This is a genomic window from Methylocystis silviterrae, from assembly GCF_013350005.1.
GTDB lineage: Bacteria > Pseudomonadota > Alphaproteobacteria > Rhizobiales > Beijerinckiaceae > Methylocystis > Methylocystis silviterrae.
The window spans coordinates 33916-49950 of sequence record NZ_JABVWW010000008.1 but is presented as its reverse complement, the minus strand read 5'-3'; the positions used below and the strand labels follow the sequence as shown (position 1 = coordinate 49950).

The 16035-nt window shown below is 63.2% G+C and carries 21 protein-coding genes; 11 read left to right on the top strand and 10 right to left on the bottom strand.

The annotated features are described in order from the left end of the window. Nucleotides 1-57: 57 nt before the first annotated feature. The 3 genes from HUN39_RS10980 to HUN39_RS10970 all read left to right on the top strand — a co-directional run bounded on the left by HUN39_RS10980 (nucleotide 58) and on the right by HUN39_RS10970 (nucleotide 2722). Nucleotides 58-486: a hypothetical protein gene (locus HUN39_RS10980; protein WP_175094552.1), complete on the top strand. Its 429-nt coding sequence runs from the start codon at nucleotides 58-60 to the stop codon at nucleotides 484-486. Nucleotides 487-595: 109 nt separating this feature from the next. Next, the gene (locus HUN39_RS10975) at nucleotides 596-1489 is read left to right on the top strand and encodes a tyrosinase family protein (protein WP_232366043.1); all 894 of its coding nucleotides are present in this window, start codon (nucleotides 596-598) and stop codon (nucleotides 1487-1489) included. A gap of 42 nt (nucleotides 1490-1531) precedes the next feature. Further along, nucleotides 1532-2722: a lipase-like domain-containing protein gene (locus tag HUN39_RS10970; RefSeq protein ID WP_175094550.1), complete on the top strand. Its 1191-nt coding sequence runs from the start codon at nucleotides 1532-1534 to the stop codon at nucleotides 2720-2722. Between the two features lie 17 nt (nucleotides 2723-2739). On the opposite strand, the gene HUN39_RS10965 is transcribed toward HUN39_RS10970, so the two are convergent. Further along, complete coding sequence (locus HUN39_RS10965) at nucleotides 2740-3429, bottom strand: MarC family protein (protein WP_175094549.1); 690 nt, start codon at nucleotides 3427-3429, stop codon at nucleotides 2740-2742. Nucleotides 3430-3594: 165 nt separating this feature from the next. Here HUN39_RS10965 and HUN39_RS10960 point away from each other — a divergent pair, with 165 nt between their 5' ends. After that, a complete protein-coding gene (locus HUN39_RS10960; RefSeq protein ID WP_175094548.1) occupies nucleotides 3595-4479 on the top strand; it encodes an aldose epimerase family protein in 885 nt (294 codons plus the stop codon). Between the two features lie 30 nt (nucleotides 4480-4509). After that, nucleotides 4510-5541, top strand: a complete 1032-nt coding sequence (locus HUN39_RS10955) for a cysteine synthase A (RefSeq protein WP_175094547.1) — start codon at nucleotides 4510-4512, stop codon at nucleotides 5539-5541. Here the strand turns inward: HUN39_RS10955 and HUN39_RS10950 are convergent. Beyond that, entirely contained in the window at nucleotides 5538-6107 is a 570-nt protein-coding gene (locus tag HUN39_RS10950) for a hypothetical protein (RefSeq protein ID WP_175094546.1), read from the bottom strand. The two genes, HUN39_RS10955 and HUN39_RS10950, sit on opposite strands and share 4 nt — an antisense overlap. 41 nt (nucleotides 6108-6148) lie before the next feature. Next, a complete protein-coding gene (gene mobA, locus HUN39_RS10945; RefSeq protein WP_175094545.1) occupies nucleotides 6149-6763 on the bottom strand; it encodes a molybdenum cofactor guanylyltransferase MobA in 615 nt (204 codons plus the stop codon). Between the two features lie 96 nt (nucleotides 6764-6859). Between mobA and HUN39_RS10940 the strand changes: the two genes are divergently transcribed. The 3 genes from HUN39_RS10940 to sciP all read left to right on the top strand — a co-directional run bounded on the left by HUN39_RS10940 (nucleotide 6860) and on the right by sciP (nucleotide 8539). Further along, nucleotides 6860-7258 carry a thioredoxin family protein gene (locus HUN39_RS10940; RefSeq protein WP_175094544.1) on the top strand — a complete coding sequence of 133 codons (399 nt, stop codon included), beginning with the start codon at nucleotides 6860-6862 and terminating at the stop codon, nucleotides 7256-7258. 4 nt (nucleotides 7259-7262) lie between these two features. After that, the gene (locus HUN39_RS10935; RefSeq protein WP_175094543.1) at nucleotides 7263-7994 is read left to right on the top strand and encodes a cytochrome c biogenesis CcdA family protein; all 732 of its coding nucleotides are present in this window, start codon (nucleotides 7263-7265) and stop codon (nucleotides 7992-7994) included. Nucleotides 7995-8263: 269 nt separating this feature from the next. Then, nucleotides 8264-8539 (top strand): CtrA inhibitor SciP, encoded by a 276-nt coding sequence (gene sciP / locus HUN39_RS10930; RefSeq protein WP_014889772.1) that lies wholly within the window; start codon nucleotides 8264-8266, stop codon nucleotides 8537-8539. Nucleotides 8540-8595: 56 nt separating this feature from the next. On the opposite strand, the gene HUN39_RS10925 is transcribed toward sciP, so the two are convergent. Then, the gene (locus tag HUN39_RS10925) at nucleotides 8596-9579 is read right to left on the bottom strand and encodes a putative bifunctional lysylphosphatidylglycerol flippase/synthetase (protein ID WP_175094542.1); all 984 of its coding nucleotides are present in this window, start codon (nucleotides 9577-9579) and stop codon (nucleotides 8596-8598) included. Nucleotides 9580-9727: 148 nt separating this feature from the next. Between HUN39_RS10925 and HUN39_RS10920 the strand changes: the two genes are divergently transcribed. Further along, entirely contained in the window at nucleotides 9728-10306 is a 579-nt protein-coding gene (locus HUN39_RS10920; RefSeq protein ID WP_232366042.1) for a Yip1 family protein, read from the top strand. On the opposite strand, the gene HUN39_RS10915 is transcribed toward HUN39_RS10920, so the two are convergent. The 6 genes from HUN39_RS10915 to HUN39_RS10890 form a co-directional block, all read right to left on the bottom strand. Continuing rightward, a complete protein-coding gene (locus HUN39_RS10915) occupies nucleotides 10303-10770 on the bottom strand; it encodes a molybdenum cofactor biosynthesis protein MoaE (RefSeq protein WP_175094540.1) in 468 nt (155 codons plus the stop codon). The two genes, HUN39_RS10920 and HUN39_RS10915, sit on opposite strands and share 4 nt — an antisense overlap. 1 nt (nucleotide 10771) lies before the next feature. Then, nucleotides 10772-11023 (bottom strand): molybdopterin converting factor subunit 1, encoded by a 252-nt coding sequence (moaD, locus tag HUN39_RS10910; protein WP_175094539.1) that lies wholly within the window; start codon nucleotides 11021-11023, stop codon nucleotides 10772-10774. Beyond that, the gene (pgsA, locus tag HUN39_RS10905; protein WP_175094538.1) at nucleotides 11020-11628 is read right to left on the bottom strand and encodes a CDP-diacylglycerol--glycerol-3-phosphate 3-phosphatidyltransferase; all 609 of its coding nucleotides are present in this window, start codon (nucleotides 11626-11628) and stop codon (nucleotides 11020-11022) included. Before pgsA ends, moaD begins: the two co-directional genes overlap by 4 nt. 79 nt (nucleotides 11629-11707) lie before the next feature. After that, on the bottom strand, nucleotides 11708-12097 hold the full coding sequence (locus HUN39_RS10900; protein ID WP_175094537.1) for a DoxX family protein: 390 nt from the start codon (nucleotides 12095-12097) through the stop codon (nucleotides 11708-11710). Nucleotides 12098-12109: 12 nt separating this feature from the next. Continuing rightward, entirely contained in the window at nucleotides 12110-12721 is a 612-nt protein-coding gene (locus HUN39_RS10895; protein WP_175094536.1) for a malonic semialdehyde reductase, read from the bottom strand. Between the two features lie 17 nt (nucleotides 12722-12738). Beyond that, nucleotides 12739-13497 carry a hypothetical protein gene (locus HUN39_RS10890; RefSeq protein ID WP_175094535.1) on the bottom strand — a complete coding sequence of 253 codons (759 nt, stop codon included), beginning with the start codon at nucleotides 13495-13497 and terminating at the stop codon, nucleotides 12739-12741. A 222-nt stretch (nucleotides 13498-13719) separates the two neighbouring features. On the opposite strand from HUN39_RS10890, the gene HUN39_RS10885 reads away from it, so the two are divergent. Both HUN39_RS10885 and ilvD read left to right on the top strand, forming a co-directional pair. Then, on the top strand, nucleotides 13720-13977 hold the full coding sequence (locus HUN39_RS10885) for an acyl carrier protein (RefSeq protein WP_014889781.1): 258 nt from the start codon (nucleotides 13720-13722) through the stop codon (nucleotides 13975-13977). A gap of 198 nt (nucleotides 13978-14175) precedes the next feature. Next, entirely contained in the window at nucleotides 14176-16008 is a 1833-nt protein-coding gene (ilvD, locus tag HUN39_RS10880; protein ID WP_175094534.1) for a dihydroxy-acid dehydratase, read from the top strand. The last annotated feature ends 27 nt before the right edge of the window (nucleotides 16009-16035 follow it).

The window sequence follows — 16035 nt, the reverse complement described above, 5'->3', positions numbered from 1 at the left end:
AGCCTTCGCGCCTACAGCTTCGTCGGATTTGCATAACGGGAATTGTGCGGAGAGCTTATGGAGACCAAGAAGCTCACGACGGGCGCCGCCCCTCGCAAACTCAGCGACTATCTCACGCGCGCCCGCGACAAAGCGCCAGCGCACGACGGCCATGGCGCGGGCGGCGCGCAGTCAGTGCGCAAGGATAGCTATCGCGGCCACGAGATCGAAATCGTCACGACCTACAACATCCTGGTCGACGGAAGGAAAATCCGCGCGCCGCTCGGCGTCGACGCCTCCGGCCAGGTTCATTGTCATTCATTGCCGAACTACCAGACCGCGTCGGCGGTCGACATGGTGCGGGCGCTGATCGACGGATTTCCCGAGGAGTTCGAGCGAAAGCCGGCCCGGACAAAGAGCCGGCCCGCAGCGAGCCGCAAGCGCCGGCCCGCTCCTGCGCGCAAAAGCAGGCCCGCCGCCAAGAAAGGTGCAAGACACGAGCACTGATTTTTCAGGCGAGCATTGATTTTTCAGGAGAGAGACGATGGCCGTCGTCCGAAGAAACATTTCAACGAACCCAGGGGTTCGAGACCAATATATTGAAGGCGTCAAACTCTTGAAAAATGAGGCGTCCGGCCGAGCGACCGATGAATTCGGCATTCCCGGCGCGGCGCGCTCAGTGAGCACCTACGATCTTTTCGTGGTCTGGCACGTCACCGCAATGATGATCGAGACGCCGCCCAGAAACCCCGCGCAGCGAAACTCGGCGTACCGCGGGCCAATTTTTGCGCCATGGCACCGTGTGATGCTGATGGTTTTCGAGCAGAACCTCCAGCGGGTTCTGAACGACGCGAATTTTGGTCTGCCCTATTGGGATTGGGCGGAAGACGGCGACCTGCCGCCACAGGAGCAGAGCGCTGCTGCGATCTGGGGCGCCGACTGCATGGGCGGCGAGGGAAATCCGGTCGCTACCGGCCCGTTCGCGTTTCGCGCAAGCGATCCGTCCGCGTTCAGAGTGCGCATCTCCACGAATATTTCCGGAGAGCTGCGTTCGGTGAACCGCGGCCTCCGACGCGCCTTTGGCGTGAGCGCCGACGCGCTGCCGAGAACGGCGCATGTGACGAATGCGCTGGAGCTGCCGGCCTATGATTCGCCCGATTGGGACGCCGACGCGAACAGCTTCCGCAATCGGATCGAAGGGTGGATGAACGACGACGGCGTTTCCGCGACCTCCATGCACAATCTCGTCCACGTCTGGATTGGCGGCGAGATGTTGCTTGGCTCGTCGCCCAATGATCCGGTTTTCTTTCTCAATCATTGCAACATTGATCGCCTCTGGGAGAGCTGGATGTCCCGAAATGGGCGCGTCTACGTTCCCGATATGGAGGCCGGCGCGGATCTCAAGGGTCACCGCATCGACGATCCGATCAGCTCGCCGCTCGGTCGCAGCGCGACTCCGCGCGAGACGCTCGACGTGAGCGAAATTTATGAATATGACGCGCTCATTTGAGCGCCGAAGCACTTTGATTTTCTATCGAATTTCGGATCGGCGATGGCGCTCAAATCCACTCATATTATTTTCGTGCATGATTTCTTCGGCTGGGGGCCTCAAGAGTTCGGACTTCCCTATTGGGGCGACGCGCTCGATGAGTTCGGCGAACCCTTCGCGGTTCACGAAGCGAAGGTAGGTCCGGTCAGCTCCTTCCATGATCGCGCCTGCGAGCTATTCGCTCAGATTGCCGGCGGACGCGTGGACTATGGCGCCCGGCATAGCGATGAGGCCCGCCACGCCCGCTATTCGCGCGAATATGCGGACCCTTTTGCGCCCGGTTGGTCGGCGGAGAACCCGGTGATCCTCGTCGGCCATGGCGCAGGCGCCCAGACCGCCATGCAGTTGCAGGCGCTGCTCGCAAGCGATTTCTGGGAGCGCGGAACCAACGCCGACTGGGTGGAAGGGGTGATCAGCGTCGCCGGCGCCATCAACGGCTCACTGCTGCCGTACGGCTTCGGCTGCGACCGTGAAGACGGGCGGCTCAAGCGCAGGCCGAGCCGGTTCATTGCGGAATCATTCAATTTTCTCGGAATGGCCGCCGGCGTGCCGAGCGCCATGCGCAAGCCCTTCGATCTCCATCTCGACCAATGGACCGACGGCGAAGCCGACGCGAAAGCGGCGATGGCGCGTCTGGACGCTGGCGCCTTCGTCGCCGGCGAGGACAATCTCGCCTTCGACATGACGCTGCAGGGCTGCCGCAAGGCCAACGCCCGGTTCAGATCGCATCCGGGCACCTATTATCTGTCGCTGGTGACCAACGCCACACATGTTCGCGCATACGGCTTTTTCACCAAGACCTGGCGGCCCGACCCGACGATCCATCCCATTCTCTGGCAGCCGGCGCTCTACCAGGCGCGCGAGGCGAACTTCGCCAAGGCGCCGATCGTCGGTTGGGGCGGCGGCGACCTTTCGCTGCCGCAGTGGCGGCCCAATGATGGCGCGGTGAGCGTCATCTCGCAAAGATATCCCTTCACGGCGCGGGAAGAGCCGGTGGGAGGCGAAGGCGTTTTCAAACGCCAAAGACTCAAGCCGGGGCGCTGGTATTACGAATATCTCGACAAAGCCATCGGACAACGCTTCGACCATTTCGACGCGGTCGTCGGCGCCCGGCTCAAACCATGGGTTCCCGGGCTGCGCGACGCGCATCGGGAGATCTATCTGAGGCTCGGCGAGACCCTGCGCAGCCTCTAGCCTTGCACGAAGAGCGGCTAATGCAAGCCGCCAAAGCCTGCCGACCGAAGCGCGTCCATGACGCCGTTGAAGATCAACGATACGCCCATCGCCGAGACGAAGAAGCCGACGATCCTGGTCGCCGCGTCAATCCCCAGCGGCCCCAGCGTTGTGGTCAACCGCGTCGCGAAGGCGAGGCACGCGTAAGTGACGCCCACGGCGAGAAAGATCGCGCCGAGGATGACGCCGAACGCCAACGCCTCGTGGGACGAGTGCTCCACCGTGGCCATCATCCCGAGCACGGTGGCGATCGGGCCGGGGCCGATCATGAGCGGCATCGCAAGCGGCATGAAGGCGATATTGCCCGTCGATCGGGCAAACGCCGGCGTTCCGTCGCCGTCCGACGAGGGTAAAAAAAGTTCAAAGCCGATCTTCATCAGCACGATCCCGCCGGCGATGCGCACCATGCTGAGCGAGACGCCGAAGATTTTTAAGATCACCGCGCCAAAGAACAAGAAGAAGAGGATCAGCAGCAACGCATAGAGACAGGCCATGAAGGCCACGCGACCGCGCTCCTGGTTGCTCTTATCGCGCAGAAGCAGAAGGAAGACCGGTAGCACCTCAAAAGGATTGATGACCGCCAGCAGCGTCGTGAACGTCGAGAAAAAGAGCGTCAACTCGGTTCTGAAAACTCCGGCGCCGATGTCCGAGACGAGACTGCTGTTCATAAGGCCTTCTCATTGGCGTTGCGCTGCGCCAACATGCGTGGCGGGTATGGCGGCGTGGCGGCGCGACCTTATTGCGGCGGGCGCCGCCGCTCAAGCGCCGCACTGGAGGTCGCGCTGATTTTGTCAGCATTCGCTTGGATTTGTGTCTCACGATGGAATTGACCCATGACCGACGCGATTCGGCTCACCCATTCCTCTGGCGACGGCGCGGAGATCCTGGCGTTCGGCGCGGAGCTTTCGAGCTGGCGCGCGCGGGGAGTCGACATGATCTGGGCGAAGAACCCCAAGGTCTGGGACCAGACCGCGCCCGTGCTGTTTCCTGTCGTCGGCTGGACGCGCGACGGCCGCGTGCGCGTCGAGGGCGAGACCTATCCGCTTGCTCTCCATGGCTTCGCCTGGAAAAAGCGCTTCGACGTCGCCGAGCGGCGCGACGACTATCTGCGCCTCGCGCTCGTCGACGACGCCGAGACCCGCGCGCTCTATCCCTTCGCCTTCCGGTTCGAAGTGGAGTTCCAGCTTTGCGCCGGGGCGCTCGAAAATGCTCTCATCGTCACAAACGCCGACTCGCGGCCCCTGCCCTACGCCTGCGGCTTGCATCCCGCCTTTCGCTGGCCGCTCGCCGGCTCTTCCTCGCCGCATACGATCATATTCGAGAAGGCCGAGCGCGCCGAAGTTCCCATCATCGGACCGGGCGGGCTGTTCTCGAAACCCATCCGCAAAACGCCGCTTGTCGGCCGGCGACTGCCGCTCGAACCAGAAATGTTCACCCGCGACGCGCTGTGCTTTCTCAATCTTGCGAGCCACGGCCTGGTGTTCGACAATGGTGAAGGCGCGCGTCTTTCGGTCACGCTCGACGATTTCCCCCATGTCGGATTTTGGACGCTGCCGCCCGCCCCTTATCTGTGCATAGAGCCCTGGACAGGCCATGGCGATCCGGACGACTTTTACGGCGATCTCTACGAAAAGCCCTCGATGCGAATTTTGGCGCCGGGCGCGCAGGCGCGGCATGGCGCGATTTTCGCCTTTGAGCGGGAGCCGCCGGTCGGCTAGGAACGAACCGCCACTCGCCAGGAATCATCAATGACCGTCGCCTCCAGCGTCATAGAAGCCATCGGGCGCACGCCGCTCATTGAATTGCACGGCGCCTCGAAGGCGACCGGCTGCCGCATTCTCGGCAAGGCCGAATTCATGAACCCGGGCGGCTCCGTCAAGGACCGCGCGGCGCTGTCCATCGTCGAAGACGCGCGCGCGAAAGGGTTGTTGAAGCCGGGAGGAACGATCGTCGAAGGCACCGCCGGCAACACCGGCATCGGGCTCGCGCTCGTCGCGAACGCGCTCGGCTTCCGCACGGTGATCGTGATTCCCGAGACTCAGAGCCAGGAAAAGAAGGACATGCTGCGCCTGCAGGGCGCGCAGCTCGTCGAAGTGCCTGCGGTTCCCTACGCCAACCCCAATAATTATGTGAAGCTTTCCGGCCGCCTCGCCGAGCGCCTCGCCAGGGAAGAGCCGAACGGCGCCGTCTGGGCCAATCAATTCGACAATGTCGCCAACCGCGTCGCGCATCTCACCACCACTGGGCCCGAAATCTACGAAGCGCTGGAGGGCGCGGTGGACGCCTTCATTTGCGCCTGCGGCACCGGCGGCACGCTCGCCGGCGTCGGCATGGCGCTCAAGGAGAGAAATCCGGATGTGAAGATCGGGCTGGCCGATCCTTTTGGTGCGGCGCTCTATTCCTATTACACGACCGGCGAGTTGAAGGCTGAGGGCTCATCCATCACGGAAGGGATTGGCCAGGGCCGGATCACCGCCAATCTCGAGGGCGCGCCGGTCGACGTCGCCTATCGCATCCCCGATGACGAGGCGCTGCGCATCGTATTCGATCTCGCCGAGCAGGAGGGCCTGTTGCTGGGGGGCTCTTCGGGAATCAACGTCGCGGGCGCCATCAGACTGGCGCGCGATATGGGGCCCGGCAATACGATTGTGACCGTGCTGTGCGACGGCGGCGCAAGATACGCCTCAAAGCTCTTCAACGCCGACTTCCTGCGCAGCCAAAACCTGCCGACGCCGCCCTGGCTCGATGGCGCCGTCGAGATGGATCCGGGCTTCGTTTAGCCCTCAATCGGTTCCGCGGGCGCCGGCGACGCTGCGGGCTCGGCTTCGTGCTGCGGAACGAAATTTTCGCGACGCACGAAGAGCACCTTTCGTAGCTCTGCCTCCCCGACCAGCTTGGCGAATTCGCGGAAGCCAAAGAACGGGATCAGCGCGGCGAAGGTGACCAGTCCAACCGACAGTAGCGTGCGCAGATTGTAGAGATTCACTGGGTCATGGTCCGCATGGGCCGGCCAAAAATGCTCCAGCAGCGCCTGTTCGATAACGTCCATGCCGATAAGCAGCAGACCGAATAGCAGCGACTTGGCCAGGATCGGCACGATCAGCGGCTTTTTGTCGAAGACGCGCCAGATTCCAAACTTGTTGGCGACAAACAGCACCTTCGCGAACGCAAGCGCCTTGGCGGCGGCGAAGCCCTGATGCTGCACGATATGCGCTTGCGACAAAACAACCGATTTGTGCACACCGAGCACGGCGAGCAGGAACCACACGTAGAGGAACACCGGGTAGAAGGCCCTGGCTTCCTCTTTCACCTTGCTCGTCAATCCCTTTTTTGTCTGCTCGTTCATGTCCCGTCCTGCCGGTCTTTCAAAGCGTCGGCCTCATCAATTTAGCTTCGCGACTCTTCCTTGGCTATCGCATCGGCGCGCGCCAGATCCTCCGGTCGGTTGACGTTGAAGAAAGGGTCGTAGGGCTCGGTCGGCCAATCGACGGTCACATTCGCATGCCGCCCGATGAAGGCCGACACTCTGCGCTCGTCTTCCTCAACGAGCGCGCGCCGCAAATCGTCGCGCAGCGCGACCGGCCACAGCGCCACGGCGTGATGAGTTCGCCCATTCGAGCCGGCGACGGCGATCGTCGCGCCCGCACGCGTCCGGGAGGCTTCTAGCCGCGAGAGGAGATCGGCGGGCAGGAACGGGGTGTCGCCCGGCGCGCTCAGCACATGCGCCGCGCCTTTCGCCGCGCCAAAGTCCATGCCGGCGAGAACGCCGGCGAGCGGGCCCGCGAAACCTTCAACGCTGTCGCAGATGACGGGCAGTCCGAAAGCGGAAAAGCGCGCGGGATCGCCGTTGGCGTTGATCGCGAGACGCCCGCACTGCGGCCTCAAGCGATCGATCACATGTTGAAGGATCGGCCGGCCGGCGATCTCGACGAGCGGCTTGTCGCCCCCGCCCATGCGCCGCGCCAACCCGCCGGCGAGGATGACGCCGATGCAGTCGTTCATGCGCTGTCCGGTTTGGTTTCAAAGAGGGGCGCCATTATGTTCGTTTCATAATCCTGAGCGCCGCTCGCGCAAGGGGCAGCCTTCCGAGGGAAGCACATGATCTCGCGCCGCCGACTCGCCGTTTCCGCCTTTCTGTTCGTTTCCGCGATCCTTTATTCGGCCGCGCCCGCCGGCGCCGCGGAACAGAGTTTTACGCCGCAGGCCTTCGCCGCCGCGCAAACGGCCCGCAAGTCGATCATCGTGCATGTCTATGCGCCGTGGTGTCCAACCTGCCGCGCGCAGGAGCCGGCGGTGCAGCGCGTCGAAGCCGATCCCAAATATGCCGACGTCGCCATGTTCCGCGTCGATTTCGACGGCCAGAAGAGCGCTCTCCGCACGCTAAAGGCCAACCGGCAAAGCACGATCATCATCTTCAAAGGCGATAAGGAAGTTGGGCGCTCTGTCGGGGTGACTGATCCGGGCGAAATATCAGCGCTTCTCTCGAAGGCTCTGTAAATCGATGGACGCGAGCGCGCTTGGCGCCTTCGGCGTCGCCTTTGTCGCCGGCCTGTTGTCGATTTTGTCGCCCTGCGTCCTTCCGCTTTTGCCTTTGGTGCTCGGCGCCGCGGCGGCCGAGCATCGCTATGCGCCGGCGCTTCTGGCGCTGGGCGTCGCCATGTCCTTCGTCGCGATCGGCCTTTTTATGGCGACGATCGGCTTCGCGGTCGGACTCGACGGAGATTCGCTGCGGCTCGTCGCGGCGGCTTTGCTGATCGGACTGGGCGTGATCCTGCTCGCGCCTGAGCTGCAGGCGCGCGTCGCCGCCGCCGGGGGCCCGATCAGCGACAGATTGAGCGCGGCCTTTGGCGAGGGGGCTCGCGGCGGAATGTTCGGTCAGTTTGGCGTCGGTCTGCTGCTCGGCGCCGTTTGGAGCCCGTGCGTGGGTCCGACGCTCGGCGCCGCATCGGTGCTCGCGTCGCGCGGCGAAGACCTGAGCGCGGTCGCGGCGACGATGGCCGCGTTCGGTCTCGGCGCGGCTGCGCCGCTGATGTTGCTTGGAGCCCTGTCGCGGCAAGCGATGGCGCGTTGGCGGGACCGGCTGCTGACCGTTGGCAAACAGGCGAAGCAAGCGCTCGGCGCGTCGCTCGTGCTGATTGGCGTGTTGATCGTGTCAGGCTACGACAAGACGTTGGAGACGGCGCTTGTCACGGCTTCGCCAGAATGGTTGACGCAGTTAACGACGCGTTTTTAGCCCTTCGCCAAATCAATACGGTCGATGCTCGAGATGCTAACCTTGCCGGGTCGGCGCAAGACGCTCGATCCAAGCAAACCCAGGCAAAAGCAGACGCCGCTCTGGTATTGGCGGTCGCGCGGTCGGCGCGCCAAGTCTCTGAACGCCGCATATTCCTAAAATTTAGTTTATTTTCCATTGCATATAGAGGCTATCCGTTTAGGCAATTCTTAAAGCGGCGCCTCTATAAAGACGCTACAACGTGGCTGTTTGAGTAGCGAGTGAGTGAGATGACCGAGACGCACCGTCCCCGTGTCAAATATGTCATCGGTCCCGATGGCAGTCCGCTGACCATTGCGGATCTACCCCCCGCTTCGACCAAACGCTGGGTGATACGGCGTAAAGCCGAAGTGGTGGCGGCGGTGCGCGGCGGCCTGCTCTCGCTCGACGAAGCCTGCAGTCGCTACACGCTGACGGTGGACGAATTCCTGAGCTGGCAGATGTCGATCGACCAGCACGGCCTCGCCGGACTACGGACTACGCGCCTACAGCAATATCGTATGTGAACGCGGCGACTCGCCGAGACGTTCGAAACGCCGGTCCGCGATGGCCGGCGTTTTTTTTATTTTTGAGGCTGTTCCTCTATCCGGCGCCAGCGCTCGACGAGTTTCTTGCGTTCGAAAAGCGCGACGACGACAAGCGCGATCAGCAGCGGGACGATGAGATAGAAGAGTCGCCAGACGAGCAGCGCAGCCAGGACCTTCAGCCGCGGCACATCCGGCATGACATTGATGAACAGCAGCTCGAAGACGCCGAGCCCGCCAGGCGCATGGGACACCAAAGCCGCCGAAAAGGACAAGAGAAACGCGCCGAGCACGACGAGAAAGCCGGGATTGCCCTGCTCCGGCAGCGCGAAATAGATGATGCCGGCGGCGCCGATCAACTCCAAGGGAGCCGCGAAGAGCTGGCGCAACATGATGCCGGGGCGCGGATAGAGAATCTCGAAACGCCCGAACAGCCGGATCGCGCGGAAATGCATGAGCGATCCGAGAATGTATAGAACAACGAAGGTCAGGCACGACAAACCGACGACGAGCGCTGTGCTCGGGTTTGTAAGTATGTCCGGAAGGAAGCCCGACAGTCTTTGCATGATCGCGGGGTCATAGGTCAGCAAAAGGCCGGCGAGCAGCACATTGCCGAAGCCGAACGTGTAGGAGCACAACACCACCAGCGTGGCGACCTGCGTCGCTGTCAGCCCCTTGGTGGAATAGGCGCGATAGCGCACCATGGCGCCCGAGAAAACGCTTGCGCCAATGTTGTGCGACAAGGCGTAGGTCGTGAACGAACAGACCGAAATAAACAGCCAATTGATGTGTTTGACGCCTAAGTGCAGCAGCGCGATGCGATCGTACCAGGCGAGCGCCGCATAGGCGACAAGCGTCGACAGTCCAGCGAGCAGATAGCGGCTTGTCGGAATGGCCTGGAGATTGGCCCAAACCTCGGCGCCGACCGACTCTCCTTTGAATTCGTGATAGAGAAGGAAGAACGAGGCGACGACCGCGACCAGGCCGACGGCCGGCCAAAAATATTCCAGCAGTTTTCTCATGCGGCCCGTCGCGTTAGATTTCACCGTCGATCATCGAACCGGCCGCAGCTGGCCGCACTCTCCCTCGCATGGAGGACCCGGCGCCCGCAAGCCCCGCTCCATGACCGCCTCGGTAATGAGCGCTTGCGGCGAATCAATGGAGGCCGAAATGCAGTTGCTATCGCGGATCAAAGGCTTAATCCTGGCGCCGCAGACCGAATGGGCAAAGATCTCGGAAGAGGAGACGTCCGTCTTCGAATTCTATCGCAATTATATTGCGATATTGGCGCTTCTTCCGCCGTTCGCGAGCTTCTTCGGCTCATGGCTTTTCGGCTTTTCCTATGGCTCGCAAGGAATCATGCACCCGACGTTCGCGGGAGGGCTTTACCGCGCCTTCGTTCAATATCTATTGAGCCTGCCTGCTTTTTTTATCGTCGCCTTCGTCATATCGGCCATTGCGCCGCATTTCGAAGGGAAGACCGACGACCGCCGCGCCCTGATGCTGACCGCCTATTCCTACACGCCGGTCGGGCTCGCCTCGCTGTTTGGCCTGATTCCCGGCCTTCGATGGCTGGACGTGCTCGGCTTCTATGGAATCTATGTCTTTTCCGTCGGCCTGCCAACGATGATGCGCGTGCCAAGGGAAAATCTCGACGTCTTTACCCTCGCGACGCTGTTTCTCGTCGTCGCGACCGTCGCGCTGCACGGCTGGCTGGCGCATCTCATCGCGCCGCAGCAGCTGATCTAGCGCCAACGGTCCGCGGCCGCTTCGTCCTCGGACTTCGCGCTGACCCAGTCGCCGGACGCGCCATCCGCGCGGCGCTCCTTTTTCCAGAAAGGCGCGCGGGTTTTAAGAAAATCCATCAGAAACGCCGCGGCGGCGAAAGCGTCAGCGCGGTGGCGCGCCGCCGCGAGCACCAGAACGATCTGTTCGCCTGGTTGGATGCGGCCGAAGCGGTGAATGACGGTCAATCCCTGCAAAGGCCATCGTTCGAGCGCTTCGTCGGCGACGCGACGGATCTCGGCCTCGGCCATTCCAGGATAATGTTCGAGCTCCAAAGCCTCGAGCGCGCCGTCCTCGTCCCTGCAGAGGCCTAGGAAGCTGACGAGCGCGCCGATGTCTCGCCGCCCCCGCGTCAGCAGCGCCTGCTCCCGCCCAAGATCGAAATCTTCCGCTTGCACGCGCACCGCCGGAGTCGGCTGCGGCGCCATCTCAGCCGCCCGTCATCGGCGGGAAGAAGGCGATCTCCCTTGCTGCGCCGATTGGCGCATCAGGCCCCGCATGCGTCTTGTCGAGGGCCGCGCGGATCGTCGCCGGGTTGGCGAAAGCGGCCGCATATCCCTCGTCCCGCGCGGACAGCCATTCGATCAGCTCACGGACCGTGACCACTTCACGCGGCGGCGCGATCTCCTCTTCCGCCAGACCGATGCGCTCGCGCACCCAAGCGAAATACAGCGCCTTCATGTCGCCTCGTCTTCTCCGAAATGGTTCCACGCCGACTGCAAGTAGTCGAACCCGGTATAAAGCGTCAGAATCGCCGCAGCCCACAAGAGCGCCGCGCCGATCTTGACCGTGCCGGGGAGAACGACTTCGCCGGCCGGTCCGGCGATCAGGAAGCCGAGCGCCACGAGCTGTGCCGCTGTTTTCCATTTGGCGATCGCCGAGACGGGCAAGCGCACCTTGAGCTCGGCCAAGTGTTCCCGCAAACCGGACACCAGGATTTCACGACACAGAATGATGATCGCCGCCCAGATCGTCCAGCCGGCGACCGTTCGATCGGCGACAAGCGCCATCAGGGTCGTCGCGACGAGCAACTTGTCCGCGATGGGGTCCAGCATCCGCCCGAGCGGCGACTGCTGCTGCCAGATTCTCGCGAAATAGCCGTCGAGAAAGTCCGTCACCCCGGCGGCGATGAAAATGCCGAGCGCGGCCCACCGCGCCCAGTGCTCCGTAAAGCCGAGGAGCAGCCCCGCCACCACCGGGACGGCGGCCATGCGGCCATAGGTCAGCAGATTAGGCAGCGCCAAGGCTTGAGACCGACGCTTGGCGGTGAGGGCCGTCTGGGACATACCGCAAGGGAATATGTCCCCCGTCCCCAATGTCAATAGAAAGGGCGTCGCCGCCGGGAATCGCTTGCGAAACGCGGAGTCATTCGCGGTCGAGCGCGAAGGCGCCGGGCCCTGCCGCTGCAAAGAACAGAAATACAAAGCAGTAGAGTGCGGCGAGCTCGCCCTTGTTGAGGAGCGGCCACAAATCCTGGCCGGCGTGGAAAAAGAAATAAGCGACCGCCATCTGGCCCGAAAGAATAAAGGCGACGGGCCGCGTGAAAAGGCCGAGCAGCAGCAGCAGTCCGCCGACAAGCTCAAGGACTCCTGCCGCGCCCAAGAGCGAGAACAGCTTCAAATTGTCGAACATCGTGACATGTGGGACGCCGAAGAGCTTGGCGGCGCCGTGCTGCATGAACAGCAAAGCGGCGGCGATGCGCAGCAGCCCCTGCGCGTGCGGGGCGAAGCGTTGGGGAATAATCCGCAGAGTCATGGAATTGGCCTCCTAAAGAATCGTCGCGATTTCTTCACAAGCGAGCCGCGGGCCGCGAGGATAGAGCTTTGCGGGATCACCGTATCCGATGTTGATCAGAAAATTCGACTTTATCCGCGTTCCTTGGAAGAATTCCGCGTCGACCTTCGCCCTGTCGAAACCGCTCATCGGTCCGCAATCGAGACCCATCGCGCGCAGCGCGAGAAGGAGATAGGCGCCCTGCAGCGAGCCGTTGCGAAAGGCCGTCTCTTCGATCAGCGTCTCATTGCCGACGAACCAGGAGCGCGCGTCCGTCGCCGGATAAAGGTGTGGGAGACCGTCCGGGAAATCGAGATCATAGCCGACGATCGCCGTGGCGGGCGCGGCCATGGTCTTCGGACGATTGGCGTCCGACATCGCCGGCGCGAGCCGGGCCTTCGCCTCCGGCGAGCGCACGAAGACGATGCGCATCGGCGAGCAGTTGGCGCTTGTCGGGCCCCATTTCGCGTAGTCAACGGCGAGTTCGAGCAGGCTGTCCGGCACGTCTTTGGGAAGCCAGCCATTGTGGGTCCGCGCTCCCGTAAAGAGCTGCTCCAGCGCTTCGGGCGCAACCGGGCCCGGAGCGTGCCTCTCGATCGTCGTCATCGCATTCCCCCGCAGGTCTAGATGTCGCGCCCCTCGACTTCGATATGCAGGCGCTCCTCGACTTTGCGGAGCGACTCCTGCTGGGGCGAGATCGCCAGCGACTTCCGATAGGCCGCGAGCGCCCCTCTCTTGTCGCCGGTCTTCTCCTTGAGCCCGCCAAGAGCGGAGAGCGCGTCAAAACGCTTCGGCTCAAGCGTCGCCGCGGTCTCGAGGTCGGCGATCGCGCCGCTGTCGTCCCCCTGCTCCGCCCGCGCCTTAGCGCGCTGAACATAGCCCTCCGCCCATTGCGGCGAGAGCGCGACCACATAGTCGAGAAGCTTCAGTGCGAGAGGCGGCGCGCCGGCCGCGTCCGCAGCAAGGGCGCGCGCCGCTAGCAGGTTGATCGTGTCCGACTCCGAACGCGCCCAGCGGCTGACGATCGCCGCCGAAACGCCCTTCGCCTCCCGCTCGTCATCGGCCCGCTCCAGGCGAAGGTAAAGCCGCGCCATCTCTTCGGCCCGCTGCTGGTCGGGGTCCTTTGGCGGCGGGGGCGGCGCTGCGACGGCCGGCGCGCGCCGCTCCGGATCAAGATCGCGCCCGCCTTGTCCGGGGCCGAGCGCGCGAGTCCCAGGGGGCAGCGGAATCCTTCCAATCCCAGGGATGAAAAGGAAATCACCCTCTTCCTCGCCAAATGATTCGATCGACGGCGTCTCCAAAGCCTGCGCCAGCGCGAATCCGGCCGGCAGGGCTCCAAGAAAGACCACGATCGTCAGCGGAAGAAGCAGCGGCGTTCGCATTGCCGCTAACATAGCGCAGGTCAACAGAAACGGCCACAGAGCCGAGCATTAGATTAACCATTTGTAAGCCACGACTCGACCCCGCGCGGCGAATTCATCCTGCGTTCAGGCGAGGCGCCCGAATCCTTGGCGCGCTAGTTAAGGTTGCTAGGAAACCCTCGCGCTTATCGCGACAACAACGCTGCAGCCCGCTTCAACCGCGGAGCTCTTGGAGTTGGATCGATGATTGATAAGATACGCCGTTTGCTGCAAGAGCACGGCCGTCTGCATACCCCGGTGGAACATCTGTCTGATTCGGACGATCTCTACAGCGCAGGGCTGACGCCTTTTGCCGCCATCCGCACGATGCTCGCGCTGGAAGAAGCCTTCGACGTCGAATTCCCAGTCTCCATGCTCCGGCGGCAAAGCTTCGCTTCGATTGCCGCCATTCGAGACTGCGTCAGCAAATTGGCGCCGTCGGCGGAGCGCCGCGCCGCTTAAGCAGCGCGCGCTTCAGGTCATGCAGGGCGCAACAGCTCGCGCCCACGCTGACCTTGTCCTGCTCGGCGCACGCGCAGGGCTAAACGCTGCGAAAGCCGCGGCTTCGGCTGCTCCAACCGCAGTTGCGGCGGTTCGTTGGCTGCGATAGTCGTCTTTGGAAAGGCTCGAACGACGAGCCTTCGCGACGGCGAGAGTTCAATGCCTCCTTATCATTCACGCACGACGACCCACGGCCGCAACATGGCCGGCGCGCGCGGCCTCTGGCGCGCGACAGGCATGAAGGAGGAGGATTTCGGCAAGCCGATCATCGCGGTCGCCAATTCCTTCACCCAATTCGTTCCAGGCCATGTGCATTTGAAGGATCTCGGCCAGCTCGTCGCCGCCGAAATCGAAAAGGCCGGCGGCGTCGCGAAGGAATTTAACACCATCGCGATCGATGACGGAATCGCCATGGGCCACGACGGGATGCTCTATTCCCTGCCCTCGCGCGATCTCATCGCCGACAGCGTCGAATTCATGGTCAATGCGCATTGCGCCGACGCGCTGGTCTGCATTTCGAATTGCGACAAGATCACGCCGGGCATGCTGATGGCGGCGCTGCGCCTCAACATTCCGACGGTGTTCGTTTCCGGCGGTCCCATGGAGGCCGGCAAAGTCGTGCTCGCTGGCAAGGAGCACGCGCTCGATCTTGTCGATGCGATCGTCGCCGGCGTGGACGACACGGTCAGCGAAGCGGACGTCGCCACGATCGAGCGCTCGGCCTGTCCGACCTGCGGATCATGCTCGGGCATGTTCACGGCGAACAGCATGAACTGCCTGACCGAGGCGCTGGGGCTGTCGCTTCCCGGCAATGGTTCGATTCTCGCGACCCATGTCGATCGCCGGCGCCTGTTCGTCGAAGCCGGCCATCTCATCGTCGATCTCGCGCGCCGCTACTATGAGCAGGACGACGAAAGCGTGCTGCCGCGTTCGATCGCGAGTTTTGAAGCCTTCGAGAACGCCATCACGCTCGACATCGCCATGGGCGGCTCGACGAATACTGTGCTGCATCTTCTCGCGGCGGCGCATGAGGCGCAGGTCGATTTCACGATGGCCGACATAGACCGCCTGTCGCGGCGGGTGCCGGTGCTATGCAAGGTCGCGCCCTCCGCCCCCGACGTTCATCTTGAGGACGTGCATCGCGCCGGCGGCGTCATCGCGATTCTCGGCGAGTTGCTGCGCGCCGGTTTGCTGCACGGCGAGCTTCCGACCGTCCACAGTCCTTCGGTCAGCGACGCCGTGGCGCGCTGGGACATCGCCGTCACGCAGAGCGAAACCGCGCGCACCTTCTTTCGCGCCGCGCCGGGCGGGGTTGCGACGCAAGTCGCGTTCAGTCAGGACCGCCGATATCGGGAGCTCGACGCCGACCGCGAAAAAGGCACGATACGCGACGCGGCGCACGCCTTCTCCAAGGATGGCGGCCTCGCCGTGCTCACCGGCAATCTCGCCCTCGACGGCTGCATCGTGAAAACGGCCGGCGTTGACGATTCGATCTTGAAATTCGCCGGCCCCGCCAAGGTCTATGAGAGTCAGGACGCGGCGGTGTCGGGCATTTTGACGGGCGACGTAAAGGCTGGCGAGGTGGTCGTCATCCGCTACGAAGGCCCGCGCGGCGGACCCGGCATGCAGGAAATGCTCTATCCGACGAGCTATTTGAAATCGAAGGGACTCGGCAAGGCCTGCGCGCTGGTGACGGACGGAAGATTTTCCGGCGGCACGGCCGGGCTTTCGATCGGCCACGTCTCTCCCGAAGCGGCCGAGGGCGGCGCGATCGCCTTGGTCCGGGACGGCGACAGGATTGAAATCGACATTCCGGCGCGCCGGATTACGCTCGCTGTTAGCGAAGACGAACTGGCGACGCGGCGCGCCGAACAGTCCGCGAAAGGCTTCGCTCCGGCCAAGGCGCGGCCTCGAAAAATCACGACGGCGCTGCGCGCCTACGCCTCGATGACGACGAGCGCGGCCAAAGGCGCAGTGCGACAGGTCCCCTGAACCTTTCGCATTTAGGACGTGCGTCGT

Coding starts and splice junctions, on each gene's coding strand:
- HUN39_RS10915 (WP_175094540.1), bottom strand. CDS start 10,770: ATGGCGCCGCAGCCGACTCCGGCGGTGCGCGTGCAAGCGGAAGATTTC.
- HUN39_RS10970 (WP_175094550.1), top strand. CDS start 1,532: ATGGCGCTCAAATCCACTCATATTATTTTCGTGCATGATTTCTTCGGC.
- HUN39_RS10950 (WP_175094546.1), bottom strand. CDS start 6,107: ATGAACGAGCAGACAAAAAAGGGATTGACGAGCAAGGTGAAAGAGGAA.
- HUN39_RS10980 (WP_175094552.1), top strand. CDS start 58: ATGGAGACCAAGAAGCTCACGACGGGCGCCGCCCCTCGCAAACTCAGC.
- HUN39_RS10885 (WP_014889781.1), top strand. CDS start 13,720: ATGATTGATAAGATACGCCGTTTGCTGCAAGAGCACGGCCGTCTGCAT.
- HUN39_RS10965 (WP_175094549.1), bottom strand. CDS start 3,429: ATGAACAGCAGTCTCGTCTCGGACATCGGCGCCGGAGTTTTCAGAACC.
- HUN39_RS10925 (WP_175094542.1), bottom strand. CDS start 9,579: ATGAGAAAACTGCTGGAATATTTTTGGCCGGCCGTCGGCCTGGTCGCG.
- HUN39_RS10920 (WP_232366042.1), top strand. CDS start 9,728: ATGCAGTTGCTATCGCGGATCAAAGGCTTAATCCTGGCGCCGCAGACC.
- HUN39_RS10940 (WP_175094544.1), top strand. CDS start 6,860: ATGATCTCGCGCCGCCGACTCGCCGTTTCCGCCTTTCTGTTCGTTTCC.
- HUN39_RS10895 (WP_175094536.1), bottom strand. CDS start 12,721: ATGACGACGATCGAGAGGCACGCTCCGGGCCCGGTTGCGCCCGAAGCG.
- mobA (WP_175094545.1), bottom strand. CDS start 6,763: ATGAACGACTGCATCGGCGTCATCCTCGCCGGCGGGTTGGCGCGGCGC.
- HUN39_RS10955 (WP_175094547.1), top strand. CDS start 4,510: ATGACCGTCGCCTCCAGCGTCATAGAAGCCATCGGGCGCACGCCGCTC.
- ilvD (WP_175094534.1), top strand. CDS start 14,176: ATGCCTCCTTATCATTCACGCACGACGACCCACGGCCGCAACATGGCC.
- sciP (WP_014889772.1), top strand. CDS start 8,264: ATGACCGAGACGCACCGTCCCCGTGTCAAATATGTCATCGGTCCCGAT.
- HUN39_RS10890 (WP_175094535.1), bottom strand. CDS start 13,497: ATGCGAACGCCGCTGCTTCTTCCGCTGACGATCGTGGTCTTTCTTGGA.
- HUN39_RS10960 (WP_175094548.1), top strand. CDS start 3,595: ATGACCGACGCGATTCGGCTCACCCATTCCTCTGGCGACGGCGCGGAG.
- moaD (WP_175094539.1), bottom strand. CDS start 11,023: ATGAAGGCGCTGTATTTCGCTTGGGTGCGCGAGCGCATCGGTCTGGCG.
- HUN39_RS10900 (WP_175094537.1), bottom strand. CDS start 12,097: ATGACTCTGCGGATTATTCCCCAACGCTTCGCCCCGCACGCGCAGGGG.
- HUN39_RS10935 (WP_175094543.1), top strand. CDS start 7,263: ATGGACGCGAGCGCGCTTGGCGCCTTCGGCGTCGCCTTTGTCGCCGGC.
- pgsA (WP_175094538.1), bottom strand. CDS start 11,628: ATGTCCCAGACGGCCCTCACCGCCAAGCGTCGGTCTCAAGCCTTGGCG.